Annotated in this window: 23 protein-coding genes; 11 read left to right on the top strand and 12 right to left on the bottom strand. The window is 71.2% G+C overall.

The features are described 5' to 3' along the window. Position 1 precedes the first annotated feature (1 nt). Positions 2–1,138 carry a UDP-N-acetylmuramate dehydrogenase gene (locus CQ044_RS05615; RefSeq protein ID WP_105687484.1) on the top strand — a complete coding sequence of 379 codons (1,137 nt, stop codon included), beginning with the start codon at positions 2–4 and terminating at the stop codon, positions 1,136–1,138. A 48-nt stretch (positions 1,139–1,186) separates the two neighbouring features. After that, positions 1,187–1,585 carry a VOC family protein gene (locus CQ044_RS05620; RefSeq protein WP_105687486.1) on the top strand — a complete coding sequence of 133 codons (399 nt, stop codon included), beginning with the start codon at positions 1,187–1,189 and terminating at the stop codon, positions 1,583–1,585. A gap of 140 nt (positions 1,586–1,725) precedes the next feature. On the opposite strand, the gene CQ044_RS05625 is transcribed toward CQ044_RS05620, so the two are convergent. The 3 genes from CQ044_RS05625 to kynU form a co-directional block, all read right to left on the bottom strand. Next, positions 1,726–2,928 (bottom strand): pyridoxal phosphate-dependent aminotransferase, encoded by a 1,203-nt coding sequence (locus CQ044_RS05625; protein ID WP_105687488.1) that lies wholly within the window; start codon positions 2,926–2,928, stop codon positions 1,726–1,728. A gap of 142 nt (positions 2,929–3,070) precedes the next feature. Beyond that, positions 3,071–3,520, bottom strand: a complete 450-nt coding sequence (locus tag CQ044_RS05630; RefSeq protein ID WP_181158189.1) for a hypothetical protein — start codon at positions 3,518–3,520, stop codon at positions 3,071–3,073. A 55-nt stretch (positions 3,521–3,575) separates the two neighbouring features. Beyond that, entirely contained in the window at positions 3,576–4,844 is a 1,269-nt protein-coding gene (gene kynU / locus CQ044_RS05635; protein WP_105687692.1) for a kynureninase, read from the bottom strand. A gap of 165 nt (positions 4,845–5,009) precedes the next feature. Between kynU and CQ044_RS05640 the strand changes: the two genes are divergently transcribed. The 8 genes from CQ044_RS05640 (at position 5,010) to CQ044_RS05675 (ending at position 13,207) form a co-directional block, all read left to right on the top strand. Then, a complete protein-coding gene (locus CQ044_RS05640; protein WP_105687490.1) occupies positions 5,010–5,480 on the top strand; it encodes an Lrp/AsnC family transcriptional regulator in 471 nt (156 codons plus the stop codon). 17 nt (positions 5,481–5,497) lie between these two features. Next, complete coding sequence (locus tag CQ044_RS05645; RefSeq protein ID WP_105687492.1) at positions 5,498–6,316, top strand: PaaX family transcriptional regulator C-terminal domain-containing protein; 819 nt, start codon at positions 5,498–5,500, stop codon at positions 6,314–6,316. 181 nt (positions 6,317–6,497) lie between these two features. Further along, entirely contained in the window at positions 6,498–6,938 is a 441-nt protein-coding gene (locus CQ044_RS05650; protein WP_105687494.1) for a cupin domain-containing protein, read from the top strand. Next, the gene (locus CQ044_RS05655) at positions 6,935–7,801 is read left to right on the top strand and encodes an acyl-CoA thioesterase II (protein WP_105687495.1); all 867 of its coding nucleotides are present in this window, start codon (positions 6,935–6,937) and stop codon (positions 7,799–7,801) included. Before CQ044_RS05650 ends, CQ044_RS05655 begins: the two co-directional genes overlap by 4 nt. Before the next feature lie 29 nt (positions 7,802–7,830). Continuing rightward, positions 7,831–9,492: an AMP-binding protein gene (locus CQ044_RS05660; RefSeq protein ID WP_105687496.1), complete on the top strand. Its 1,662-nt coding sequence runs from the start codon at positions 7,831–7,833 to the stop codon at positions 9,490–9,492. 1 nt (position 9,493) lies between these two features. Further along, the gene (locus CQ044_RS05665; RefSeq protein ID WP_105687497.1) at positions 9,494–11,893 is read left to right on the top strand and encodes a bifunctional salicylyl-CoA 5-hydroxylase/oxidoreductase; all 2,400 of its coding nucleotides are present in this window, start codon (positions 9,494–9,496) and stop codon (positions 11,891–11,893) included. A 64-nt stretch (positions 11,894–11,957) separates the two neighbouring features. Beyond that, a complete protein-coding gene (locus CQ044_RS05670) occupies positions 11,958–12,380 on the top strand; it encodes a RidA family protein (protein ID WP_105687499.1) in 423 nt (140 codons plus the stop codon). After that, positions 12,380–13,207: a fumarylacetoacetate hydrolase family protein gene (locus tag CQ044_RS05675; protein ID WP_105687501.1), complete on the top strand. Its 828-nt coding sequence runs from the start codon at positions 12,380–12,382 to the stop codon at positions 13,205–13,207. The genes CQ044_RS05670 and CQ044_RS05675 overlap by 1 nt, the downstream gene beginning before the upstream one ends. On the opposite strand, the gene CQ044_RS05680 is transcribed toward CQ044_RS05675, so the two are convergent. From CQ044_RS05680 to aceB, 6 genes are all read right to left on the bottom strand, one after another. Next, complete coding sequence (locus tag CQ044_RS05680; RefSeq protein ID WP_105687503.1) at positions 13,204–13,950, bottom strand: isoprenylcysteine carboxylmethyltransferase family protein; 747 nt, start codon at positions 13,948–13,950, stop codon at positions 13,204–13,206. The genes CQ044_RS05675 and CQ044_RS05680 overlap by 4 nt on opposite strands. Before the next feature lie 22 nt (positions 13,951–13,972). Then, positions 13,973–15,580, bottom strand: a complete 1,608-nt coding sequence (locus CQ044_RS05685) for an HD domain-containing phosphohydrolase (RefSeq protein WP_105687505.1) — start codon at positions 15,578–15,580, stop codon at positions 13,973–13,975. Continuing rightward, positions 15,580–16,344, bottom strand: a complete 765-nt coding sequence (locus CQ044_RS05690) for a hypothetical protein (RefSeq protein WP_105687507.1) — start codon at positions 16,342–16,344, stop codon at positions 15,580–15,582. Before CQ044_RS05690 ends, CQ044_RS05685 begins: the two co-directional genes overlap by 1 nt. A 92-nt stretch (positions 16,345–16,436) precedes the next feature. Then, positions 16,437–16,901, bottom strand: coding sequence for a ribonuclease E activity regulator RraA (gene rraA, locus CQ044_RS05695; RefSeq protein WP_105687509.1), 465 nt, complete (start codon positions 16,899–16,901; stop codon positions 16,437–16,439). 118 nt (positions 16,902–17,019) lie between these two features. After that, a complete protein-coding gene (locus CQ044_RS05700; RefSeq protein WP_105687693.1) occupies positions 17,020–18,615 on the bottom strand; it encodes an isocitrate lyase in 1,596 nt (531 codons plus the stop codon). A 45-nt stretch (positions 18,616–18,660) separates the two neighbouring features. Continuing rightward, the gene (gene aceB, locus CQ044_RS05705; protein ID WP_105687511.1) at positions 18,661–20,346 is read right to left on the bottom strand and encodes a malate synthase A; all 1,686 of its coding nucleotides are present in this window, start codon (positions 20,344–20,346) and stop codon (positions 18,661–18,663) included. Between the two features lie 163 nt (positions 20,347–20,509). Here aceB and CQ044_RS05710 point away from each other — a divergent pair, with 163 nt between their 5' ends. Beyond that, complete coding sequence (locus CQ044_RS05710; protein WP_105687513.1) at positions 20,510–21,961, top strand: helix-turn-helix transcriptional regulator; 1,452 nt, start codon at positions 20,510–20,512, stop codon at positions 21,959–21,961. A gap of 165 nt (positions 21,962–22,126) precedes the next feature. Here CQ044_RS05710 and phoA read toward each other — a convergent pair whose 3' ends face one another. From phoA to CQ044_RS05725, 3 genes are all read right to left on the bottom strand, one after another. Further along, entirely contained in the window at positions 22,127–24,007 is a 1,881-nt protein-coding gene (gene phoA, locus CQ044_RS05715; RefSeq protein WP_105687515.1) for an alkaline phosphatase, read from the bottom strand. Between the two features lie 334 nt (positions 24,008–24,341). Beyond that, positions 24,342–24,998, bottom strand: coding sequence for an amino acid deaminase (locus CQ044_RS05720; RefSeq protein ID WP_105687517.1), 657 nt, complete (start codon positions 24,996–24,998; stop codon positions 24,342–24,344). A 74-nt stretch (positions 24,999–25,072) separates the two neighbouring features. Continuing rightward, complete coding sequence (locus tag CQ044_RS05725) at positions 25,073–25,636, bottom strand: TetR-like C-terminal domain-containing protein (protein WP_181158190.1); 564 nt, start codon at positions 25,634–25,636, stop codon at positions 25,073–25,075. Positions 25,637–25,705 lie beyond the last annotated feature (69 nt).

Raw genomic sequence — 25,705 nt, forward strand, 5'->3', positions numbered from 1 at the left:
CATGGCGGAGATCGATCCGATCCGCCTCGCCGCGCTGACCACGCTGCAGACCGGTGCGGCGCCTGCGCGGATGATCGACGCCGCGACCGAGGACGAGCTCGTCTCCGCCCTCCGTGCGGTGTGGGCGACCCGCGACGAGTGGTTCGTGCTGGGCGGAGGGTCGAACCTCTTCGCGGGGGACGCGCCCTTCGACGGCACGGTGATCCGCATCCGCACGAGCGGCATCGAGGAGCTTCCGTCCCCGCACGCCGGCCGGATCCGGCTTCGCGCGCAGGCCGGGCACGACTGGGATGCGCTCGTCGCCTACGCGGTCGAGCGCGGGTACGCCGGCATCGAGGCGATGTCGGGGATCCCCGGCACGGTCGGCGCCGCCCCCGTGCAGAACATCGGCGCCTACGGGCAGGAGATCCAGGAGACGCTCGTCGAGGTGGAGCTGCTCGACGAGCACTCCGGCGAGGTCGTCGTCACGCCGGCGTCCGAGCTCGGCCTCGGCTTCCGCACGTCGGTGCTCAAGCACCACTACGGTTCCGTCGCAGAGCGCCGTGCCGTGATCCTGTCCGTCACGCTCGATCTCGCCGTGACCGGCGATGCGGGACGGGTCGTGCGCGGCGAGCAGCTGCGCCGCGCCCTGCAGCTCACCGGCGACGACCCGGTGCCCCTCGCCTGGGTGCGCGAGCGGATCCTGGCCACCCGCGCTGCGAAGGGCATGCTCTTCGATCCGGCGGATCCCGATACGCACGGCGCCGGATCCTTCTTCCAGAACGCGATCGTCTCCGAGGCGGTGGCGCGCACGCTGCCGTCCGAGTGCCCGCGCTGGCCGGTGACGCCCGACCTCGACACGGTCACCGTGATCCCGCTCGAGTCGTACTACGGTCTCGCGCCGAAGCCGGAGGCGCCGCCGAGCGACGTGAAGGTGAGCGCGGCCTGGCTCATCGAGCACGCCGGCATCGGCAAGGGCTTCAAGCTGCCGCGTTCGCGCGCCGGCGTGTCCACGAAGCACGCTCTCGCCCTGACGAATCGCGGGGGCGCGACCGCGGGGGAGATCGCAGAGCTCGCCCGGTTCATCCAGAGCCGGGTGCACTCCGAGTTCGGCCTGCTGCTGCAGCCGGAGCCGGTGCTCGTCGACGTCGAGCTCTAGCCGTCCTGCTGCTCGGCTGAGGCCGGATCCGGGGCGTACGCTCGCAGCATGACCGGACTCGTGCCCTACATCCTGTTCCCCGGGACCGCCGTCGACGCGCTGCCGTTCTATCAGGCGATCTTCGGCGGCGAGGTGACGATGCACACCTATGCCGAGTTCGGGCGGGCGGACGGCCCGGGGGATGCGATCGCGCACGGCATGCTCATCCGCGGCCCTGTCGAGCTCGCCGCCGCCGATGCGGGGCCGGACGAGGACGCCGTGCACATGAACGGCATGTTCTTCTCGCTCCTCGGCACGGCGGATCCGGAGACGCTCACGCGCTGGTTCGCCCAGCTCGGCGACGGCGGCCGCGTGATCGACCCGTTGCAGGAGCGGCCGTGGGGCGCGCACGACGGAACCCTCGTGGACCGCTTCGGCGTGCACTGGCTCGTCGGCTACGAGGACTGACGCGCAGACCGACGCTTGCCCGCGGTGCACCGGCCGGATACGTCGAGGCCCCCTCTGGCGACCGAGGCCCCCTCTGAATTGCGGAATTCAGGAGGGGCGCGGACAGCCGGAGGGGGCGTCGACGTGGAACGCGGTGCGCGTCAGGAGGCGAACAGGCGCTGCAGGCGCTGCACGCCCTCGAGCAGCTGGTCGTCGCCGAGCGCGTACGACATGCGGATGTAGCCGGACGGGCCGAACGCCTCGCCCGGGACCACGGCCACCTCGGCCTGGTCGAGGATGAGGTCGGCGAGCTCGAGCGAGGTGGTGGGGGTCACGCCGCCCCAGGTGCGGCCGAGCAGGCCCTGCACGTCGGGGTAGACGTAGAACGCGCCGGTCGGGTTGGGCACCACGAGGCCGTCGATCTTGGACAGCTCGGAGACGATCAGCGTGCGGCGGCGGTCGAACGCCTCGCGGAACTGCTCGGCCTCGGTCTGCGGGCCGTTGAGCGCGGCGATCGCTGCACGCTGCGCGACATTGTTCACGTTGCTCGTGAGGTGCGACTGGAGGTTGCCGGCGATCTTGATCGCGTCGGCGGGGCCGACCATCCAGCCCACGCGCCAGCCGGTCATCGCATAGGTCTTCGCGACGCCGTTGACGAGGATGGTCTGACCGGCGACCTCGGGCAGCGCCTCGACCACGGAGGTCGCCTTCACGCCCTCGTAGGTGAGGTTCTGGTAGATCTCGTCCGAGATGATCCAGATCCCGTGCTCGAGCGCCCAGGCGGCGATCGCGGCGGTCTCCTCGGGGGAGTAGACGGATCCGGTCGGGTTGGACGGCGAGACGAACACGAGCACCGTGGTGCGCGCGGTGCGCGCGGCCTCGAGCTGGTCGACCGTGACCTTGTACTCCTGGTCGGCGCCGGCGAAGACCTCGACCGGGACGCCGTCGGCGAGGCGGATCGCCTCGGGGTAGGTGGTCCAGTACGGCGCGGGAAGGAGCACCTCGTCGCCCGGGTTCACCACGGCCTGGAACGCCTGGTAGACGGACTGCTTGCCGCCGTTCGTGACGATGACCTGGCTCGGCGAGACCTCGAGGCCGGAGTCGCGCAGCGTCTTCGCGGCGATCGCCTCGCGCAGCTCGGGCAGGCCGGCCGCGGGGGTGTAGCGGTAGTTCGCCGGGTTGGCGAGAGCCTCGGCCGCCGCGTCCACGATGAACTGCGGGGTGGCGAAGTCAGGCTCGCCCGCGGCGTACGAGACGACGGGCTTGCCCTCGGCCTTGAGGGCTTTGGCCTTGGCATCCACCTTCAGCGTGGCGGACTCGGCGATGGCGGAGAGTTTGCGGGAGAGAGGCGCGCGTTCGGTCACGCCACCAGCGTACTCGCGCGCCTGTCGTGCGAAATGGCCATGACGTACAAAGCACAGGCGGCGTTCTCCGTCGTGGCGAACAGGCGCGGGCGGCGGGATCCGGTGCCCGATCGGGCCGGCAATGGCGGGATAACGCGCCCGCTCAGGTCAGGAACGACGGCGGGACGGCGCAGTAGTCGGCGAGCCGCCGCGTCGGTGCCTTCGGATCCGTCACGTCGACCAGTGCGGTCGCCGCCGTGTGCGGAACCTCGTCGCCCTCGATGAGCCAGACGGAGAAGTGCCACAGTCCGCGGGTGCGCTCGGCGAGCAGCGCGGTCGTGCCGGAGACGATCTCGACCGCGTCCCCGCCCGCGGCGCGGAACGGCGCCACGATGTCCGCGCGCAGGCCCGCCTCGTCGCGATCGTCCTGCGTGGCGACGGACACCGCGACTCCCCTGGCGCGCAGGGCGTCGGCGAGGTCGTCCGCGAACGCGGCCGACCTCGTGGCTGAGGGGCTCGCGACCGCGAGCAGCCGTGCTCCGCGCGGATAGTCGCGCTGGAACTCGTCGACGAGGTCTTCGAGGAGGGCGCGCGCTGCGGTCGGGGCGGTCATGTCACCAGAGTAGGCCGCCCCGCAGGCGAGGCGGCCGCTCCGGGCGGGCCCGCTCTCAGGTGACCGCGTCGCGCTCCTGGAACTCGGGCGCACGCCACAGCTCCTCGTCGAGCACGCGGCGCAGGGTCTCCACGGCGTCCCAGACGTCGGCGTGACCGAGGTACATCGGGGTGACCCCGAATCGCAGCACCTCGGGCTCGCGGTAGTCGCCGATCACGCCGTTCGCGATGAGCGCCTTCATCACCGCGTAGCCCTCGGGGTGCCGGAACGACACGTGGCTGCCGCGCTGCGTGTCCTCGCGCGGCGTGATCAGGGTGAGCGGATGGCCCGAGAGCCGCGTCTCGACGAGCCGGATGAACAGCGTCGTCAGCGCGAGCGACTTGCGGCGCAGAGCCTCCTGGTCGACCTCGAGGTGCATGTCGAGCCCGACCTCCATGGTCGCCATCGACAGGATCGGCTGGGTGCCCACGAGGAAGCGCCGCCCGCCCGGCGCCGGAGCGTACGCGTCGGTCATCGCGAACGGGCGGTCGTGCCCCCACCAGCCGGTCAGCGGCGTCTCGACCCGGTCGAGATGGCGCTCTGCGACCCAGAAGAAGGCAGGGGAGCCCGGGCCGCCGTTGAGGTACTTGTACGTGCAGCCGACGGCGAAGTCGGCGCCGGCGTCCGCGACGGCCACGGGCACCGCGCCCACGGAGTGGCAGAGATCCCAGACGGCCAGGGCGCCCGCCGCGTGGATCCGGTCCGTCGCCTCCCTCATGTCCCAGAGGTGGCCGGTGCGGTAGTTCACCTGGGTGAGCAGCACGACGGCGACGTCCTCGTCGAGGGCGGCGCCCAGATCCTCCGGAGCGTCGATCAGCCGCAGCGAATAGCCGCGGTCGAGGAGCGCCATCAGGCCCTCGACGATGTAGAGGTCGGTGGGGAAGTTCTCCCGCTCCGACACGATCACCCGGCGCGCGGGGGCGTCCTGCTGCTGGAGCCGGATCGCGGCCGAGACGGCCTTGAAGACGTTCACCGACGTGGTGTCGGTCGCGACGCACTCGCCCGCGCCGCCGCCGATGAGCCGGCCGATCTTCTCGCCGATCCGGAGGGGCAGCGCGAACCAGTGGTTCTTGTTCCAGCTGCCGATGAGGTCGGCGCCCCACTCCCGGCTCACCACGTCGGCCGCCCGGGCGACGGCGTCGCGCGGGAGTGCGCCGAGCGAGTTGCCGTCGAGGTACACGATGCCCTCGGGGAGGGCGAAGCGCGCGCGGAGCCCGGCGAGCGGATCGTTCCGATCGGCCTCTTCGCACTGCTCGCGGGTGATCGGCGCGGTGGCGTCCGTCATCGTGGAATCCTCCTCGGTCATGGATCCGGCGCGGTCGGCCGGAGATACGGAGATCAGGATCCATGATGACGAATCGACGGAGAATCGCCTAGGATTCCGACAGATATCCGAGAATCACGACGTTGTGCGTGGGATCACCGGATCGATGACGCCGGAGGAGGCACAATGGCGGACGGAATCCGGCTCACGCCGACGGATCGGCGGATCCTGGACGAGCTGACCGGGGATGGGCGCCTGTCGAACAAGGAACTCGCCGCGCGGGTCGGCCTCCCGCGCTCGACCTGCCACGGACGGGTGCGCGCGCTCGAGGAGGCCGGCGTGATCCGCGGCTATCACGCCGAGCTCGACCCCGTTGCGGCCGGCGCCGGGGTCGAGGCGCTCATCATGGTCGCCGTCAAGGAGGACGCCCGCGACCAGGTGCCCGCCATCACGGCTCGCCTGCGCACGATCCCCGGTGTGCAGCGGGTCTATCTGATCGGCGGCGTGCACGACCTCGTGATCCATGTCGCCTGCGCGAGCGTTCCGGGGCTCCGGGATTTCCTGCGCACGCACCTCGGATCCGTCCCCGCACTCGGGCAGACCCAGACCCAGATCATCTTCGAGCAGCACCCAGGGGTCGCCGTCATCCCGTCGTGAGTCAGTAGGCTCCTCGCATGAGTGAGAGCGCTGCGACGGCCGAATCCACCGCGCGGCTGCAGCACCTGATCATCACCGTCTTCGGCCGCTACGTGCGCGCGCACGGGGGAGTGATCCAGGTCTCCGACCTGATCCGGATGCTGGCGGCGCTCGGCGCCGACGCGCCGGGAGTGCGCTCGGCCGTCTCCCGGCTCAAGCGTCGGGGGGTGCTGGTCAGCGTCCGCTCCGGCGGCGCCGCGGCGTACCGACTCGCGGACTCCCTCGAAGGCGTGTTCTCCGCCGGCGACCACCGTATCTTCGAGGAGCGGCGCGCCGAGCCCTCGGATCCGTGGCTGCTCGCCTCCTTCAGCGTTCCCGAACGGGAGCGCCCGCTGCGGCACCAGCTGCGCAAGCTCCTGCAGCGGCTCGGCTTCGGTCAGATCAGCGGCGGACTGTGGATCGCCCCCGGGCTGATCGCGGACGAGACGCGCACCGCGCTGCGCCGTGCGGATCTCGACCGCTACGTCGAGCTCTTCCTCGGCGAGCGGGTGTCGCAGGACGACCCGGCCGAGGCGGTCGGACGCTGGTGGGATCTGCCGGCCCTCGAGCCTCTGTACCGCGGGTTCGTCGACGGCTTCGCCCCGATGATGAGCCGTGAACTGAGTGATCGCGAGGCCTTCGCCGCGCATGTCGGTGCGATCACGCAGTGGCGGCGCCTGACCTATCTGGATCCCGGGATCCCGCTGCAGTATCTGCCGGACCGGTGGGTCGGGGTCGAAGCGGAGCGGCTGTTCTCCGCGCTGCATCGCCGGCTCGAACCCGCTGCCGAGCGCTTCGTCTCCACCGTCCTGAGCTGATCGCCCCGGGAGATCCCTGGTCGCACCGCATGGTGCTGTCAGGGATCTTCGTCGTCTTCGACAGTTTTGGATATTGCACTTGTGTGACGATCATCACGCATGTGACACTTCTGGGGACGAGGCGGCAGACCTCGCAGCGCCGCGGGCGGCCGCGTGCACCGGACAGAGCAGAGGAGCTCCGATGACCGAGAACGAACTGCGCTGGGACCGCGTCCCGCAGGTCACCCGCAGCGGCGAGGAGGACACCCAGACGATGTCCTCCGGCGGCTGCATCCGCGTCTCGGGCGTCGGGCCGCAGCACACCGAGGCGACGAGGATCTGGTTCGGCAAGGTGTCCAACGAGCCCGGGTACCGCTCGCTGCCGCACCACCACGGCGAGGCGGAGACCGGCGGCTACGTGCTGCGCGGGAAGGGCCGCATCTACTTCGGCGAGGACTACTCCGAGTTCCTCGACATGACCGAGGGGGACTGGGTGTTCGTGCCGCCGTTCATGCCGCACGTCGAGGCGAACATGTCCACCACCGAGGAGCTCGTGTGGCTGACCACGCGGACGCCGGACAACATCGTGATCAACCTCGACGAGGTCGACGACGCCGTGCTCGAGGGCTTCCACCGCGCATGAGCACCTCCGCCGCGTTCCTCCGGGCGATCGCCCTGACCGAGTGCGCGCCGGAGCACGCCGATCGCGCGTTCTCGGCGCAGCCTCAGCCGGTCCCGTGGCCGAAGGCCTACGGCGGCGACACCGTCGCGCAGAGCGCCGCGGCGGCGATCCGCACGGTCGACGGCGATCGCCTGCTGCACTCGGTGCACTCGACGTTCCTGCGGGGCGTCGATATCGCGGAGCCCGTGCGATACGAGGTCGAGCTTCTCCGGGATGGCCGCGGCTTCTCCACGAGGCACGTTCGAGGGCACCAGCACGGCAGGCTCGCGTTCCTCGCGACCGCGTCCTTCCATGTGCCGGAGGAGTTCCCCGCGCACGGGCCGGAGATGCCGGAGGTCCCGGATCCCGAGACTCTGCCCTCCAGCGCCGAGGCGCTCGCCGGCTACGCGGGCGCCGATGTCGACTACTGGTCGCACGACCGCAGCTTCGACATGCGGCACGTCCCCGGACCCGTGTACGTGCGGGTCGAGGGCGAGCGCGTGCCGCATCAGGCGGTCTGGGTGCGCGCGTTCCAGGCTCTCGACGACGACCCCGTGACGCACCAGCTCGCGATCGCGTACGTGTGCGACTACACGATCCTCGAGCCCGTGCTGCGGGTGCTCGGCCTGCCGTGGCGGGACGAGGGCCTCGTGACCGCGAGCCTCGACCACGCGATGTGGTTCCATGCGCCCGCCCGCGCCGACGAATGGCTCCTGTACGCGCACGAGTCCGCCGGCATCTCCGACGGCCGCGGGCTGGGCCTCGGCCGCTTCTTCGACCGCACCGGCCGCCTCATCGCGACCGTCGCCCAGGAGGGCATGATCCGCCCCGGTCGCGCCCTCTGACCACACCTCGAATCTCGAAGGGACCAGCAATGGAGCTTTCCCGCTCAGCCCACGTCGACACCTTCGCCCGGGACGCCCTGCCGCCGGTAGAGCTCTGGCCGACGCTGGAGTTCACCATCCCCGACGTGCAGTACCCGGCTCGGCTGAACGCGGCCGCCGAGCTCATCGACCGCGCGGTCGAGGCGTTCGGACCCGATCGCGACGCCGTGATCCTCGGCGACGGCACACGGTGGAGTTACGGGGAGCTGCAGCGCCGCGCGAATCAGGTCGCACAGGTGCTCACGGAGGATCTCGGCATCGTCCCGGGCAATCGCGTCGCCCTGCGGATGCTGAACGGGCCCTGGGCCGTGGCCTGCTGGCTCGGCGCGCTCAAGGCCGGCGCGGTCGTCGTCACGACGATGGTCGCCTGGAAGGAGAGCGAGGTGCGCAACGTGTTCGAGCGGGTGCGCCCGTCGGCGGCGATCGTCGACCACCGCGATCTCGACGTCGTCGAGGGCGCCCTTCGCGACCTGCTGCCGGAGGGCGGCCTCCTGGTGTTCGGCGGCGAGGAGGACCGCCTGATGCGCGCCTGCGATGAGAAGGACGGTGCGTTCGCGGCGGTCGACACGGCCGCCGATGACGTGGCGCTGCTCGGCGCGACCAGCGGCACGACGGGCGCGCCGAAGATCACGATGCACTTCCACCGCGACATCCTCGCCAACGCCGACACCTTCGCGAAGCACGTGCTGCACCTCACTCCGGACGACGTCAGCGCGACGACGGCCCCGCTCGCGTTCACGTTCGGCCTCGGCGGCGCGGTGGTGTTCCCTCTGCGCACGGGAGGAGCGGCGGTGATCCTTGAGCGGGCCACCCCGCTCGAGCTCGCGCGACTCATCGAACAGCTCGGGATCACAGTGCTGTACACGGCCCCGACCGGCTACCGCGCGATTCTCAAGGAGGGCCTCGCCGGGGCTCTCCGCCGGCTGCGGGTCGGCGTCTCGGCGGGGGAGCACCTCTCCCGGGAGACGTTCGAGGCGGTGGCCGAGGCGACCGGTGTGCGGCTCGTGAACGGCATCGGATCCACGGAGATGCTGCACGTCTTCATCTCGGCGTCGGGCGACGACATCCGCCCCGGATCCACCGGGCGTGCCGTGCCCGGCTACCGCGCGGCGATCCTCGACGACGACGGCCGGATCCTCGGACCGGGGGAGCCGGGGCGGCTCGGGGTCATCGGCCCCACCGGGTGCCGCTACCTGAACGACCCGCGGCAGACGGCGTACGTGCACGACGGGTGGAACATCACCGGCGACACCTTCGTGCAGGACGAGGAGGGCTACTTCACCTTCTACGCCCGCAGCGACTCGATGATCGTCACGGCGGGGTACAACGTCGGCGCCCCCGAGGTCGAGGAGGCGATCGCCGCGCATCCGGACGTGCTTGAGGTCGCGGTCGTGGGACGCCCCGACGCCGATCGGGGCACGATCGTCAACGCCTACGTCGTCCCCCGTGCCGACGTCGAGGTCTCGGAGGAGCTCACCGCCTCGATCCTCGCGCTCGTGAAGTCGCGGCTCGCGCTCTACAAGTGCCCTCGCCGCATCGACTATCTCGCCGAGCTGCCCCGCAATCCCAGCGGCAAGGTGCAGCACTTCATCCTGCGCGACAGGGCCGCGGCCGAGGCCGCCCTCTCCGCGCCCGTCTCCCAGGGGGCCTGACATGCGCATCGCCGTGATCGGAGGGGGCCCGGGAGGGCTCTACTTCTCCGCCCTCATGAAGCAGCTCGACCCCTCGCACGAGGTCACGATCTGGGAGCGCAACGCCCCCGACGATACGTTCGGCTTCGGCGTCGTGTTCAGCGACGAGACCCTCGGCGGGATCGAGAACGCGGATCCGGTCATCGCCGCCCGGATGTGCGAGCAGTTCGCCCGCTGGACCGACATCGACGTGCTCTTCGGCGGGACCACCCACACCGTCGGCGGCCAGGGTTTCGCCGCGATGGGACGGAAGGAGCTGCTGCAACTGCTGCAGCAGCGGGCGATCGAGCTCGGCGCCGAGATCCGCTTCCGCGCCGAGGCGCCGGACGCCGCCGCGCTCATGGCGGAGTACGACCTCGTGCTGGCCGCGGACGGCGTGAACTCCCGTGTGCGCGGACAGTTCGCCGAGGCCTTCGGACCTGACCTTGACCGCCGCGTGTCGAAGTACATGTGGCTCGGCACGGATCGCGTGTTCGAGGCGTTCACGTTCGCGGTGCTGCACACCCCGCACGGCATCATGCAGCTGCACGGGTACCCGTACTCCGACCAGGGCTCGACGTTCCTCATCGAGATGCACGAGGACGTGTGGCGCGCGGCAGGCTTCGACGCGACCGAGCAGGAGGTCTTCCCGCCCGGGGTGAGCGACGACTTCTCGGTCGAGCGGATCCGCGGGTTCTTCGCCGACGTGCTCGATGGCCACGAGGTGCTCACGAACAACTCCAAGTGGCTGAACTTCACCACGGTGCGCAACGAGCACTGGCACCACGAGAACCTCGTGATCCTCGGCGACGCCGCGCACACCGCGCACTTCTCGATCGGCTCCGGCACGAAGCTCGCCATGGAGGACGCGCTCGCGCTCGCCGCCTGCCTGCACGAGCACGACCGGCTCGACGATGCGCTGGACGCCTACGAGCTCGAACGCCGCCCCGTCGTCGCGTCCACCCAGCGCGCCGCGCAGGCGTCGCTCGAGTGGTTCGAGCGGATCGGCCAGTACGCGGACCAGGAGCCGCTGCAGTTCTCCTTCAACCTGCTCACCCGCAGCCGGCGCATCACGCTGGACAACCTCGCCCTGCGGGATCCGGTCTTCGCCGCCGACGTCGTGCGCGGGGCGGGCTTCGCGGGCCGGACCGAGGACGAGCCGGCGATGTTCCGTCCGCATCGGATCGGTGCGCTCGCGCTGAAGAACCGCGTCGTCGTGTCGCCCATGGACATGTACTCCTCGGTCGAGGGGGTGCCCGGCGACTTCCACCTCGTGCATCTCGGATCCAAGGCCACGGGCGGCGCGGGTCTCGTCATGACGGAGATGGTCTGCGTCTCGGCCGAGGGGCGGATCACGCCGGGCTGCGGCGGCCTCTACACCGACGAGCAGCGCGACGCATGGGGGCGGATCGCGGACTACGTGCACAGCCGGTCGACCGCGAAGATCGGCGTGCAGCTCGGCCACTCCGGCCGCAAGGGATCCACCAAGCTCATGTGGGAGGGGATCGACGATCCGCTGCCCGAGGGCAACTGGGAGACCCTCGCGCCGTCCCCGCTGCCCTACGGCCCGGCCAATCACGCGCCGCAGGAGATCGATCGCGCCGGCATGGACCGGGTGCGCGAGGAGTTCGTCGCGGCCACGCGTCGCGCGGCCGAGGCCGGGTTCGACCTCGCCGAGCTGCACGCCGCCCACGGCTACCTCATCTCGTCGTTCCTTTCGCCGGTCTCGAACCGGCGCACCGACGAGTACGGCGGCGATCTGGACAACCGCCTGCGCTACCCGCTCGAGGTGTTCGACGCCATGCGCGCCGCGTGGCCGGCCGAACGTCCGCTCACCGTGCGCCTCTCGGCCGTGGACTGGTGCGAAGGTGGCAACGAGCTCGAGGACGCGATCGAGATCGCCCGCGCGTTCATCGCGCACGGAGCTGACGCGATCGACGTGTCCTCCGGACAGATCGCCAAGGAGGAGAAGCCGCAGTTCGGCCGCAGCTACCAGACGCCGTTCGCCGACGCGATCCGCAATCGGGTCGCAGCCGAGGCCGGCGTCAGCGTGATCGCGGTGGGCGCGGTGTCCAGCCACGACGACGTCAACTCGATCCTGCTCGCCGGTCGCGCCGACCTCGTCGCGCTCGGCCGCACGCACCTCTGGGATCCGCAGTGGACGCTGCACGCGGCCGCGGACCAGGGCTACCGCGGGGAGGGCGCGGACTGGGTGGCGCCGTTCCGCGCCGGGTCGCGCAAGCCGCCGACCGCCCGCACCGACGCCGTGCGACCGCGGCTCTCGCTCGTCCGGGACGAGCGCGCAGGCGAGAGCGCGCCGGAGCACCGCCGGTGGATCCCGCAGCGCGAGGCCGTCGAAGCCCTCGCGCCGGTCGGTCCCTGAGCCCGAACCGCATCCGGTCCCTGAGCCCGCTCCCCATACGCATCCACGCAGGAGGACAAGAACCATGACCCGCCAGATCATCAACCCCGAAACCCTCATCGCCCCGAGCGGTTTCGCGCACGGAGTGCGCGCCGGCGAGTTCGTCTACCTCGGCGGGCAGACCGCGATGGACCGCACCGGCGCGATCGTGCCAGGGGGGATCGTCGAGCAGTTCGCGCAGGCGTTCTCGAATGTGCTCGTCACGCTCGAAGCGGCCGGCGGCAAGCCAGAGGACCTCGTGGACGTCACGATCTACCTCACCGACGTCGACGACTACCAGGCCAACGGTCGCGAGATCGGGCGGCGCTGGCGCGAGATGGCCGGCACCGAGTATCCGGCGATGGCGGGGATCGGCGTCACCCGGCTGTGGCAGAAGGAGGCGATGATCGAGATCCAGGGCGTCGCGCACCTCGGTGAGGCCGTGACCGCCGACGGGGATCGGGACTGATGCGGGTCGCGACCGTCCGCGTCGCCGGCGGCACCCGGGCCGCGGTCGGCGACGCCGAAGGCTGGGTGCTGCTCGACGAGGCGGATGCGCAGGAGCTCGTCGCCGGAGAGGGCTGGCGGGAGCGGGCCGAGACCGCGCTCCGGGGGCGGACCCGGCAGGATCTGGATCTCGGGGCCTTCGGGGTGCCCCTGCCGCGGCCCGCGAAGGTGTTCTGCTGCGGTCTCAACTACCGCGACCACATCCTCGAGACCGGGCGCGCCGTGCCGGAGCACCCGACGCTCTTCGCCAAGTTCGCCGACACCCTCACGGGACCGGCGGACGAGATCCGGGTCCACGACACCGCGCAGCTGGACTGGGAGGCGGAGCTGGCCGTGGTCGTCGGATCCGAGGTGCACCGCGCGGGCCGGGACGAGGCGGCGGCCGCGATCCTCGGCTACACGGTCGCGAACGACATCTCGATGCGGGACTGGCAGCGGCGCACCCTGCAGTGGCTGCAGGGCAAGGCGTTCGACGCCACCACGCCGATCGGTCCGTTCGTCGTCACCGCGGACGAGGTCGATCCGAGTGCCGGACTCCGCATCGTCTGCGCCGTGAACGGCGAGCAGGTGCAGGACGGGAACACCCGCGAGCTGGTCTTCGACGCCGCCGACCTCGTCTCCTACGTCTCGCAGATCACCCGGCTCCGACCCGGCGACCTCATCCTCACCGGAACCCCGGGCGGTGTCGCGCTCGGAATGGCGGATCCGCGCTGGCTGCAGGACGGGGACATCGTCACGACCGCGATCGAGGGGATCGGCGAGCTCCGCAACCGGATCCGGTCCGCCTAGATCCTGGCGCGAGCACGCCGCCCGCCCCGCGGGCGCAGTCCAGGCACGAGCGCAGGGGTGCGCCGGGCATACCGGCGGTAGGGCTCGCCGAGATTCGCGCGAAGGTCGCGCTCCTCGAAGCGGATCCCGATCGCGATGTAGGCGCTGAACGCCGCCGCGAACAGCGCATGCCCCCACGTCATGGTCGGCGCGGCCCAGAACGCCAGGAGCAGGCCGAGCATGAGCGGATGCCGCACGAACGCGTAGAGCCAGCGTGCCTGGAAGGCGGCGGCCCGGGATCCGCCGGACACGGCCTGTCGGATCCCGACGAACTCCAGGTGGTCGATCATGAACGTCGAGCCGATCGCGATCAGCCACCCGAGGGCGAAGACGGCCCAGAGCGCCGCGCGCCATGGTTCGGCGTGCGCGTGCCAGATCACCGCAGGGATCGGACGCCACTGCCACAGCACCAGAGCCAGCAGCAGGCCGGCCGTGAGCACGTACGTCGAGCGTTCGATCCGGGGTGCGAGCACCCGCGACAGTCGCTGCTTGACGGAGGTCCGCGCGAAGAATGAGTGATGCAGCGCGAACACGAGGAGGAGCAGGAGGTCGACCGCGACCGCGATCGGCGGCGCGGCGACCGGACCGCGGTCCACGGTGGTCCAGGTGCCCAGATCCGCGAGGAACGCGACCGCCCAGACGATCACGGCGAGGAAGGCCAGATAGGCGACGACCGCGTAGGCCGTGGCGAGCACTCGCGTCATGACATCCCCGATCCGCGGTCGTTCACGCCGAGCGGCCGATGAAGCCGTGGTCGATCGCGAACAGGCTCGCGCCGACCCTGTTGGCGACGCCGATCTTCGCGTAGGTGTGCTCGACGTGATTGCGCACGGTCTTCTCGCTGAGCGTCAGCGCCGTCGCGATCTCGCGGTTGCTGCGGCCCTGCGCGACGAGCGTCAGGATCTCGGCCTCGCGCGGGGTGAGCCCGGCAGGAAGGGCGGTGCGCGGGGTCCGCGCGCCGAGGGGGCCGGTCGCCGCGGATGCGACCGCGGCGACCGCCTCCCCGTCCAGGTGCCCCGCGGCCACGCGCCGGTGCAGGCGGGCGATCGCCTCGGCGGGCTCGAGCGCCGCACGGTAGGGACGCGGCTCGGTCGCCGCCCGGTAGGCGACGGCGGCGGCGAGAAGGCGGTCGGACCGCGTGAGGCTCGTGCCCGCCGTGCCGGCCGGGTAGCCGCTGCCGTCCAGGTGCTCGTGATGCGCGCGCACCAGTGCCGCCTCGGCGGCGAGCCCGGGGATCCGCGCGAGCACGCGGCCGCCGAGGTAGGGGTGCATTCGCACGTGCTCCCAGTCGCCGTCGTCGAGAGCGCCGGGCTTCGACCAGACCAGGTTCGAGACGCCCAGCCGTCCCACGTCGTGCAGATGCGCCGCGCGTCGGAGGGCCGTCACCTCGTCGGAGGGGACCCCGACCGCCCTGGCCGCCGTCGCCGCGATCTCGGCCACGCCGCGCGAGTGCCCCAGCAGGAACGGGCACTTCAGGTCGGCGAAGTCGCCGATCGCCGCGACGGCCGCATCGAGGGCCTCGCCGTGCAGCACGTCGTCGCGATCGGGCGCGCACTCCAGGGCGGCGGTCCACGCGGCGGATCCGTGCGGGATGTCGAGCAGCGCTTCCGCATCGGCGGTGAACGCATCGACGATCTCGGGATCGAACTGCCCGCCGCGGCGCTCTCGGGCCATGCGGATCGCCGCCTCTGTTCCGCCGAGGCGGTCGTGCACCTCTGCGGTGTCGGCGAGCTGGGCGATCCGCATCGCGAGCGGGATCGCGTCGCCGGAGAGGCTCCGGGGGAGCCCGTGGCCGTCGTACCGCTCGAAGGCCGCGGACACGGCCTCCTGCACCGCGTGCGGGAGGCCCAGGCGCTCGGCCAGCAGGGCGGCGGAGAGGCAGTGCGAGTGCAGCAGCGTGCCGAGGCTGCCACGCGAGTCGATCATGAGCGCGGTGAGCGTCGTCGCGCGCTGCACGAGCGGGCGGCCCTGCGCGACGTGCTCGACCAGGAACCGCAGGAAGGGCAGTCCCGACCAGTCCACCAGGTACGAGGCGCTGCGCACGGCGATGTCGTCGCCGAACCAGCGCGCGTACTCCTGCGAGTCGGCCGTGCAGCCGATCCACATGAGCAGCGTCGACTGGTAGGCGGCGCCGCGCTGCGCCTCGTCCAGTCCCAGCCGCGCGGCGAGCCGGTCGGCGAGGACGGCCGCGCGCATCATGTGCTCCGCGGGCTGGCCGAGACCCAGGTCGATCGCGACGGAGACCGCCGCGAGCATCTCGCCCCTGGTCGGAGCACCGGCTGTCGCGCCCACAGGTCCATTGTCGGCGATGCGCTCCTGCAGGGCCAGGGACATCAGCGCTGCCGCGCATCCCCGGCGAGTCCGTCCGCGGGCGCCGCGACGGCCGCGTGAACGGCGGGGTCGAACGCGCTGAAGCGCGCGTCGCCGACGTAGAAGAGCCCGCGCTGCGGCATCCAGAAGTCGCCGAGCCCGATCTGCCGATCGAGGGGGCCGATCGGACCGAGGTCCCGGCCGCCGATGCGGGCGGTGCTGGCCGAGACCCGCCAGATCCGCGTCGGAACCACCTGGAAGCGCTGCCGATTGGGCGCCGCGCCGACCATTCGCATTCGCCCCGTGCGGAGCATCGGCCGGGCCATGGGACCCATCGCGCCGAGGAACGGATCGCTGCGCCGGGCGGCGTCGGGCAGGGCGCCGCCGAGCGCCGACATGGCCCGTGTCGCCGGTGTGGCCCGCAGCAGGAGGTTCCAATCCAGCACGCCGACGATCCGAACCTGCAGTCGGGCTGGATCCGTCCAGCTCAGGTCGATCTCCGGCACGCGTTCGTAGGTCGCCGCGGCGCTGAAGTACCGCGGGCAGCTGTGCTCCGGATCCGTGGTGACGAACATGTGCCAGTCGCCTGCGGGTGCGCGGTGCCAGACGGCGCGGTAGGCGGGGCCGATGCTGGTCCCGGTCATCACGCGCAGGGCGAGGCAGTCGCCGCTGCGGAACGTGAGGCCGAGCACGCCGAACCCGGTGAACCTCTCGTCGTCGCCATCGGGAAGACGGGGGCGGTCTGTCACGTCGGCGGCGGCCGCCTGGGGTGTCGATGCGGTGGACATGGATCCACCTTCGCGCCGCCGCCGGGTCGGCGCATGAGGCATCGGCCCCGAGTTCTGCGCCGGCCCGCGAGGCCGTCTCTCCGCAGCCGTTGTCAGCGTTCGACGAGCACGCCGTCCTCGTCCGCGTAGAGCACGGCGCCGGGGCAGAACTCCACATCGCCGAAGCGCAGCATCACGTCGACCTGGCCGGTCCCGGTCTTGGTGCTCTTGCGCGGATTCGTGCCGAGGGCCTTGACGCCCAGCGGCAGCCGGCCGATCGCCGCGCTGTCGCGGATCGCGCCGTGGATGACCACGCCGGCCCAGCCGTTCGCGACGGCGCTCGCCGCGATCATGTCGCCCATGAGCGCGGTGCCGAGGGATCCGGATCCGTCGATCACGAGCACGGCGCCGTCACCGGGGGTGGCGAGGAGGTCCTTCACGAGCTGATTGTCCTGGAAGCAGCGCACCGTGCGGATCGGGCCCTCGAAGGCGCGGTGCCCGCCGAAGTCGCGCAGCTGCAGGGCGAGGGACTGCAGGTCGTCGCCGTGCTCGTCGTAGAGGTCTGCGGTGGAGGTCATGCGGTGGATCCTTCCGGTCGCGAGTGTGCCGAACTCAGTCGATCACGCCTGTTCCGTCGGGTGATGGCCCAAAAACGGGGAGTGATGACTGAGTTCGGCACAGGATGGCAAGGGAAGGTCAGCTGAACTGGTTCATCGTGTTGTGCTGGCCGCCGGCCTTGAGGGCGGCGTCGCCGGCGAAGTACTCCTTGTGGTTGTCGCCGAGGTCGGATCCCGCCATGTTCTGGTGCTTGACGGTGGCGATCCCGCCGCGGATCTCGCGGCGCTGCACGCCCTTGACGTACGCGAGCATGCCCTCGTCGCCGAAGTAGCCCTTCGCGAGGTCATCCGTCGACAGCGCGGCCGTGTGGTAGGTCGGCAGCGTGATGAGGTGGTGGAAGATCCCGGCGCGCGCGGATCCGTCGCGCTGGAAGGTGCGGATCTTCTCGTCGGCGAGACGCGCCAGCTCGGTGTCGTCGTACTCGACGCTCATGAGCGCGCCGCGGTCGTAGCCGGAGACGTCCTCGCCCTGCTCCGCGAGGAGGTCGTAGACCTGCTGACGGAAGTTCAGCGTCCAGTTGAACGACGGGCTGTTGTTGTAGACGAGCTTCGCGTTCGGGATCTCGGCGCGGATCGCGTCGACCATGCCGGCGATCTGCTCGACGTGCGGCTTCTCGGTCTCGATCCACAGCAGGTCGGCGCCGTTGCGCAGGGAGGTGATGCAGTCCAGCACGACGCGCTCCTCGCCGGTCCCCGGACGGAACTGGTAGAGGTTGCTCGCGAGTCGGCGGGGCCGCAGCAGACGGCCGTCGCGCTTGATGATCACGTCGCCGTTGCCGAGCTCGGCCTCGGAGACCTCCTCGACGTCGAGGAACGCGTTGTACTGGTCGCCCAGATCGCCCGGCTCCTGCGTGACGGCGAGCTTCTGGGTGAGGCCGGCGCCCAGCGAGTCGGTGCGGGCGACGATGACGCCGTTGTCGATCCCGAGCTCGAGGAACGCGTAGCGGACCGCGTTGAGCTTGGCGATGAAGTCCTCGTGCGGCACGGTGACCTTGCCGTCCTGGTGGCCGCACTGCTTCTCATCCGAGACCTGGTTTTCGATCTGGATCGCGCACGCGCCCGCCTCGATCATCTTCTTGGCGAGGAGGTAGGTCGCCTCCGGGTTTCCGAAGCCCGCGTCGATGTCGGCGATGATCGGGACGACGTGGGTCTCGTAGTCGTCGATCTGGGATTGGATGAACTCGGCCGAGGTGTCATCGCCGGCCGCGCGCGCCGCGTCGAGCTGGGTGAAGAGCAGGTCGAGTTCGCGGGCATCGGCCTGACGCAGGAACGTGTAGAGCTCCTCGATGAGGGCGGGCACCGCCGTCTTCTCGTGCATCGACTGGTCGGGGAGCGGCCCGAACTCGGAGCGGAGGGCCGCGACCATCCAGCCGGAGAGGTAGAGGTAGCGCTTGTTCGTCGACTTCAGGTGCTTCTTGATCGAGATGAGCTTCTGCTGCCCGATGAAGCCGTGCCAGACGCCGAGCGACTGGGTATACAGCGAAGAGTCGGCGTCGTACTCCTCCATGTCGCGGCGCATGATGTCGGCCGTGTACTGCGCGATCTCGAGTCCGGTGCGGAAGCGGTTCTGCGCCCGCATGCGGGCGGCGGACTCGGGGTCGATGGCGTTCCACGGGGATCCGGCCGCCGCCTTCAGCGCCTGGATGGCGTCGATGTCGTCCTGGTAGCGAGTCATGGTCATGTCCTTCGTTCGTGGGCGAATGGTCGGGTGCCGAGCGGGTCAGGCGGTCTCGACGAGGAAGCGGGAGTAGGCGGGCAGCGTCAGGAACGCCGGGAACTCGGGCTGCAGCGCCACCTCGCGGAACACCGCGGCGGCGTCCTCGAAGCGGTCGTCGGTCCCTGAGCCTGCCGAAGGGCGCGGCGTCTCGGCGAGCACCGCGGCGATCAGGCCCTCGACGTACTCGGCCGTGATCAGGGTGCCGTCCTGCGTGGACTGCCCCTGGTGGATCCACTGCCACACCTGAGAGCGGCTGATCTCGGCGGTCGCCGCGTCCTCCATGAGGTTGTCGATCGCGACGGCGCCGATCCCGCGCAGCCAGGCCTCGAGGTAGCGGATCGCCACGGAGACGTTGTCGCGCACACCCTCGGCCGTGATCGGGCGCCCGATGTGCACGTCCAGCAGATCCTCCGCGCGCACCGGCACGTCGGGACGCTGACGGTCGAGCTGGTTGGGGCGCTCGCCGAGCACGGCGTCGAACTCGGCCAGGGCGGTCGGGATGAGGTCGGGGTGCGCCACCCAGGTGCCGTCGAAGCCGTCGCCGGCCTCGCGCTTCTTGTCGGCCGCCACCTTCTCGATCGCACGGGCGGTCACCTCGGGGTCGCGCCGGTTGGGGATGAAGGCGCTCATGCCGCCGATCGCGAAGGCGCCGCGCTTGTGGCAGGTCTGCACGAGCAGCTCGGTGTACGCCCGCATGAACGGCACCGTCATCGTGACCTCGCTGCGGTCGGGGAGCACGAAGCGCGCGCCGCGACCGCGGTAGTTCTTGATGATCGAGAAGATGTAGTCCCAGCGTCCGGCGTTCAGACCCGCGCAGTGCTCGCGCAGCTCGAACAGGATCTCCTCCATCTCGAACGCGGCGGGGAGCGTCTCGATCAGCACGGTCGCGCGGATCGTGCCACGGGAGATCCCGAAGTACTCCTCGCTGAACGTGAACACGTCGTTCCAGAGCTTCGCCTCCTCGCTCGACTCGAGCTTGGCGATGTAGAAGTACGGCCCGCGGCCGGCCTCGATGAGGGCCTGCGCGTTGTGGAAGAAGTAGAGGCCGAAGTCCACCAGGGAGCCCGAGGCGTCCATGCGGCGTCCGGTGCGATCGGTGAACTCGAGGTGCTTCTCCACGAGGTGCCAGCCACGGGGCCGCATCACGATCGTGGGGGTCTGCTCTGCGGTGACGCGGTACTCCTTGCCGTCCTCGCTCGTGTGGGTCAGGCGTCCGCGGATCGCGTCGCGCAGCGACAGCTGACCGCCGATCACATTGCTCCAGGTCGGGCTCGTCGCGTCCTCCTGATCGGCGAGCCACACCTTGGCGCCGGAGTTCAGCGCGTTGATGGTCATCTTCGGATCCGTCGGGCCGGTGATCTCCACGCGGCGGTCCTCGAGGCCGGGGCCCGCCCCGGCGACGCGCCAGTCGGCGTCCTCGCGGATGTGCCGGGTGTCGTCGCGGAAGCGCGGGTCGTGCCCGTTGCCGATCTCGAAGCGGCGGCGCATGCGGTCGGCGAGGCGGTCGTGCCGGCGCCCGCCGAAGCGGTGGTGCAGCTCCGTGAGGAAGGCCACGGCCGCGGGCGTGAGGATCTCGCCGAAGCGGTCGTGCAGGGGACCGGTAATGCGGATCGCGGGGCCCTCGGTGCCGGAGACGGCAGTGCCGACGGTCCGGATCGGGGCGGTCGGCGACGCGGTGGGAATGGTCATGATCTGTCTCCTCCGTGAGTGGATCCGGTCCGGCATCGGCTGCTGAGCCTGTCGAAGTAGCCGGGGTGGCTTGTGACCACTCTGAGTGAAGATCTGAAGTCGGTCAGACCAAATCGAAGGAGAAGTTTGCTCAGATTTCTGTTTTCGTGACAGAATCGGCGCCATGGTCACCGCAGACACGGCAGAAGAGGTCGACGCTCTCACGATCGGACGACGCATCCGACAGCTCCGCACGGCGGCGGGGATAACCCTCGAGCAGCTCGCGACGGCGATCGAACGGGCGCCGAGCCAGGTGTCCATGATCGAGACCGGCAAGCGCGAGCCGAAGCTCACCCAGCTCCAGCAGATCGCCCGCGTGCTGGACACGACGATCGACCAGATCCTCGCCGAGCAGCCTCTCGACGAGCGCGCCGCGATGGAGATCGCGGTCGAGCGCGCGATGAAGGGGCAGACCTTTCAGGCTCTCGGCATCGCCCCGTTCCGGATCTCGAAGACCGTTCCCGACGAGGCGCTGCGGGCGCTGCTCGCCCTGCACGGCGAGATCGACAAGCTCCGCGACGAGCGTGCGGCGACTCCCGAGGAGGCCCGCCGTGCGAACGTCGAGCTGCGCCACCTCATGCGCCGTCAGGACAACCACTTCGCCGACCTCGAGAAGAAGGCGGCGGAGATCCTCGCCGCCGTGCATCACCCTGGCGGGCCGCTCACGCAGCGCAGCGCGAGCGACATCGCCGCGCACCTCGGCTTCACCCTGCACTACGCGCCCGATCTACCGCAGTCCACGCGCAGCGTCGCCGACCTCGCTCATGGGCGGCTGTACCTCTCCAGCCGCGTGCCGGGCAAGGGCGACGCGCGCACCGCCGTGCTGCAGGCGCTCTCCAGCCGCATCCTCGGGCACTCCGAGCCGCGCAGCTACGCCGAGTTCCTGCGGCAGCGCGTGGAGACCAACTACCTCACGGGTGCGCTGCTCATGCCAGAGGAGCACCTCGTGCCCGTGCTGAAGGACGCGAAGGAGCGCCGCGCGATCTCGATCGAGGACCTCCGCGACGCCTATTCCGTGTCCTACGAGACGGCCGCGCACCGGTTCACGAACCTCGCCACCCGGCATCTGGACATCCCGGTGCACTTCCTCAAGGTGCACGAATCGGGCACGATCACGAAGGCGTACGAGAACGACGACGTGAACTTCCCGACCGACCGGCTCGGATCCATCGAGGGGCAGATGTGCTGCCGCAAGTGGACCAGCCGGGTCGTGTTCGAGGAGGAGGACCGGTTCAACCCGTACTACCAGTACACCGACACGGGCAATGGGACCTACTGGTGCACCGCCCGCGTGGAACCATCGAGCGAGGGCCTGCACTCGGTGAGCGTGGGGGTGCGCTTCGACGACACGAAGTGGTTCATCGGGCGGGACACCCCCAACCGCGGCGTCTCGAAGCACTCGGTCGAGGTGTGCTGCCGGCGCGCTCCGGCCGATCTCGAGAAGCGCTGGCGCGAGCAGTCCTGGCCGAACGTGCGCACCCCGCGCACCCTGCTGGCGACGCTGCCGACGGGAGCGTTCCCCGGCGTCGACACGACGGACGTGTACGAGTTCCTCGAGGCCCACGCCCCCGCCTGAGCCCGCCCCACTTCCGAGTCGTCCCCGCCAGCGGAGCCCATAGGGTGCGCCGGCGGGGACGACTCGGAATGTGGGTGCGGCGGGTGCTCGCTACCTCTGGGTCGTCCCCACCAGCGGAGCCCATAGGGTGCGCTGGCGGGGACGACTCGGTGGTGGAAGCCGGAGTCAGGCGCGGCGGGCGCGAGCGCGGGCGCGGGCCAGCAGCAGGCCTGCGGCGATCAGGGCGAGCGCGACGAGGGCCGCGGCGCCGACGGTACCGCCGGTGAGCGCGAGGCTGCCGCCGTTGCCGTCGGTCGGGGGCAGGGCCACGGCCGGAGCGGTGGGGCTCGGCGATGCCGTCGGCGTGGTCGGGGCACCTTCGGCGACCGTGAACGTGGCGGTCAGCGCCTTGCCGGTCTGCTCGCCGGTCAGGGCGACCGTGTACTCGCCCGGCTCGGTCGGGGCGGTCAGCGACAGCCCGACACCGCCGTCGATGACGTCGGTCCGCCCGACCGTCTCGGCTGCGGCCCGTGCCGCTGCGCCCGCGGCGGAGACGGATCCGTTCACTTGGCGGTCGCCGTTCAGCCCCGCGGCTGCGAGGGCGATCGTGCCGCCGGGCGCGACCTTCTCCGGCACCGTGAGGGTGGCGCCGGCCGAGAGCGCGGGCAGGTCGCGGTTCAGCTGCAGGGCTCCCGCGATGGTGAAGAAGTTGTCGGTCTGGTCCGTGAGGCCGACGACGTTCGCGGCCCCGGGGCCGTAGCCGGCGATGCGCACCTGGCTTCCGGTGTGCTGCTGCGAGCCGCCCGCACCGGCGGTGCCGTAGGACACCTTCATCGTGGATCCCTCGGTGGTCTTCAGGGCGATCGAGAGCGAGGTCGGCGGGGTGCTGTCCACGATCTGCGAGGTGTGCGCGTGGTCGGCGGTGACGATCACGAGGGTGTTCCCGTCGGCCTTGGCGAAGTCGAGCGCGACCTGCACGGCCTCGTCGAGGTCGATGGTCTCGCCGATCTGACCGCACGCGTTGGCGGCGTGGTCCTGCTTGTCGATCGAGGCGCCCTCGACCTGCAGGAAGAAGCCCTTGTCGCCCTTGAGCAGGTCGATCGACTTCTGGGTGAGCGATGCGAGCGAGAGCGAGGAGTCGAGGCGGTCGGCGCTCTCGGTGCACGTGACCGGGGGTGCGTCGGCGCCGCCGACGGTGGCCGTGGTCTCCGCGAAGCGGGTGGGGAAGTTCCCGGCGCTGAACGTGCCCAGGACCGGGCCGGCCTGGTCCGCGGTGCTGATCGCGGCCAGGTCGGCGGCCGTGCGGGCGACCTGGTAGCCGCGGGTCGCGGCCTGCTGGAACAGGGTCGCGCCCGGCCACGCGCCGGCCTTCGCGGTCTGCTCGAACGACTCGGATCCGCCGCCGAGCGTGACGTCGGCGCGGGTGTCCAGGATCTGCTCGCTGATCGAGCCCTTGCCGCCGTTCTCGAGGAGGTCGGCGCCGCACTGCTTGGCCGAGTCGGGGCCGTAGCACTTGCGTCCTGCGACATGCGCGGCCTGCACCGCGGGGGTCGCGTCCTGCAGCTCCGCCGTGGAGACGTTGCCGGTCTTGCGCCCGTTCGCCTTGGCGAGCTCGAGCAGCGTGTCGTGCCCCTTGCCTGCGATGTCGACGGAGATCGCGCCGTCGTAGGTCTTGGTGCCGGTCGCCCACGCCGAGCCGGTCGCGGCCGAATCCGGGACGTAGTCGGCCGAGCCGTCCTTGTTCAGCGAGTACGTCGTGTAGGAGCCGGTCAGCGGAAGCGCGTCGATGCCGGGGAGGCGCCCGCCGGCGCCGTACTGGTAGTCGCGGGCGACCGTGATCTCGGAGTCGCCCATGCCGTCGCCGATGAGCAGGATCACGTTCTTCGCGGGACCCGCGACGATCGCGTCGCGCAGCGCCGCGGTCTGGTCGCCGTCGTTGCGGGTCGCACCGCCGGGGACGGACGGGTCGGAGGGGCCCGCCGCAAAGGCGGCGGGTGCGGCCAGCGCGGCGCCGGCGACGAGGGTGAGCGCGATCGCGGAGCGCGCGAACGTGGTTCTGGCGTTCATGGCTGTCTTCCTCTGGGGGAGCGGGGAGGCCCGTCGGCTCACGTGCGTGCACGCCGAGCCCGAGCCCGTCCAGCCCACCAGCGGCAGGGGTACGGCGGGTGACGCCCGGGTGACGAATCGATGAATCCGCTGAATGCGAACTATGAGGAGGCTGGATCCGGGCCGGATCCGGCCTGGGATTCGGATCGGACCCCTCCGTATCGTCCCGGTCAGCGGAGCCCATGGCGTGCGCTCATGGGGACGACTCGAAATATGGGTGCTCTCCATCTCCGCGTCGTCCCCATCAGCGGAGCCCATGGCGTGCGCTGACGGGGACGACTCGGAAGTGGTGGGGTCAGGCGGCGTTCCAGCGCAGGCGCGAGGCGGCCTCGTCGAGGTCGCGGCGGACCGTCTCGGCCTGCGCCACCGGGAGCAGCGCGACCAGGAGCGGCGACGTCCCGGGCGCCGGCGCCACTGCGTAGGCGAGGGCGCGGGATCCGTCGTACTCGTGGCTCAGCACGGCCCGCGTGGCCCTGCCCTCGGCGAGCGCGTACCAGGAGAACTCCCCGCCAGAAGCGAGCAGCACCGCGGCGGCCTCGGTGGCGCGGTCGAGCAGCGTGCGGGATCCCTCCCACGGCACGAAGTGCGCGCCGTCCAGGCCCAGCCCCGTGGCGAGCTCCGCACCGAGCCAGCGCTCGCGGTTGCGGTCGCCCGTGGCGTCGGGCGCGAGGAGCGAGCCGTAGGTCTGCAGCAGCCCGGCGTTGCCGATCGGCCAGGTCGCCTCGAGCCCCGCCCGCTCGTGCAGCGCCTCGAAGAGCGGCTGCGGGAGGAGCGCTTCGCCGGTGCGTCCGTCGACCGCGGTGGCGAGACCCCAACGGCCGAAGAGGCCGGCGGCGCGATCCGCATCGATCGCGGTCACGAGTCCATCGATCGCCTCGAGAGCCTCAGTGGCGGCGCTGGGGGCGGAGGCCGCAGCGGCGACCGCGCGGTTCAGATCCTCGATGCCTCCCATGAGCCCACACTACGCCGGTGCGCCCACCGCGGGCAGGGTCACCGCCGCCGCGCGGGGAGTGCGCGGAGAAGTGCTCAGCCGCGCGCGGTGAGCGCCCCCACGAGCGTGGTCAGGCCGAACTCGAACGCCTCGTCCACGTCGCCGCCGAGCTGGAACGCGCCCGCCTGCTCCATGGTGCAGAAGCCGTGCGCCCATGCCGTCAGCGTGCGAGCGGCGGGGAGCGGATCGGCCGGCGTCGTGGCCTGCACGGCGCTCAGCAGGGTGCGCGTGAGCGCGATCATCCCCTCGGACTGCGGCCCCGCGCCCAGCGCGGCGCCGGAGAACAGCAGCGAGGACGCGCGCGGGGAGCGGGCGCTGAACGCCCGGAACGCCCGCGCGATCGCCGTGAGCTTTGCGGCGGGATCGGTCGCGGATCCGGCCAGGGCGGCCACGTCCTCGTCGAGTTCGCGGGCGGCGTCGTCGGCGATCAGTCGCAGCAGGTCGTGCCGGTGGTCGACGTGCTTGTACAGGCTGGGCGGGCGCACGCCGACGGCTGTCGCGACCGCGCTGATCGTGACGGCGTCGATGCCCTCGTCCTCGGCGATGGCGCGCGCGGCGGCGGTGAGTGCGGCGCGGGTCACGCGCTGCGGTGCGGGCATCGGATCCTCCTCCGTGGCGGCCGTGCGAGCCGGCTGCCGTTCTTCGATCATATGGCTATTGACAGTAGC

The organism is Microbacterium sp. MYb64 (assembly GCF_002979495.1).
Lineage (GTDB): Bacteria > Actinomycetota > Actinomycetes > Actinomycetales > Microbacteriaceae > Microbacterium > Microbacterium azadirachtae_A.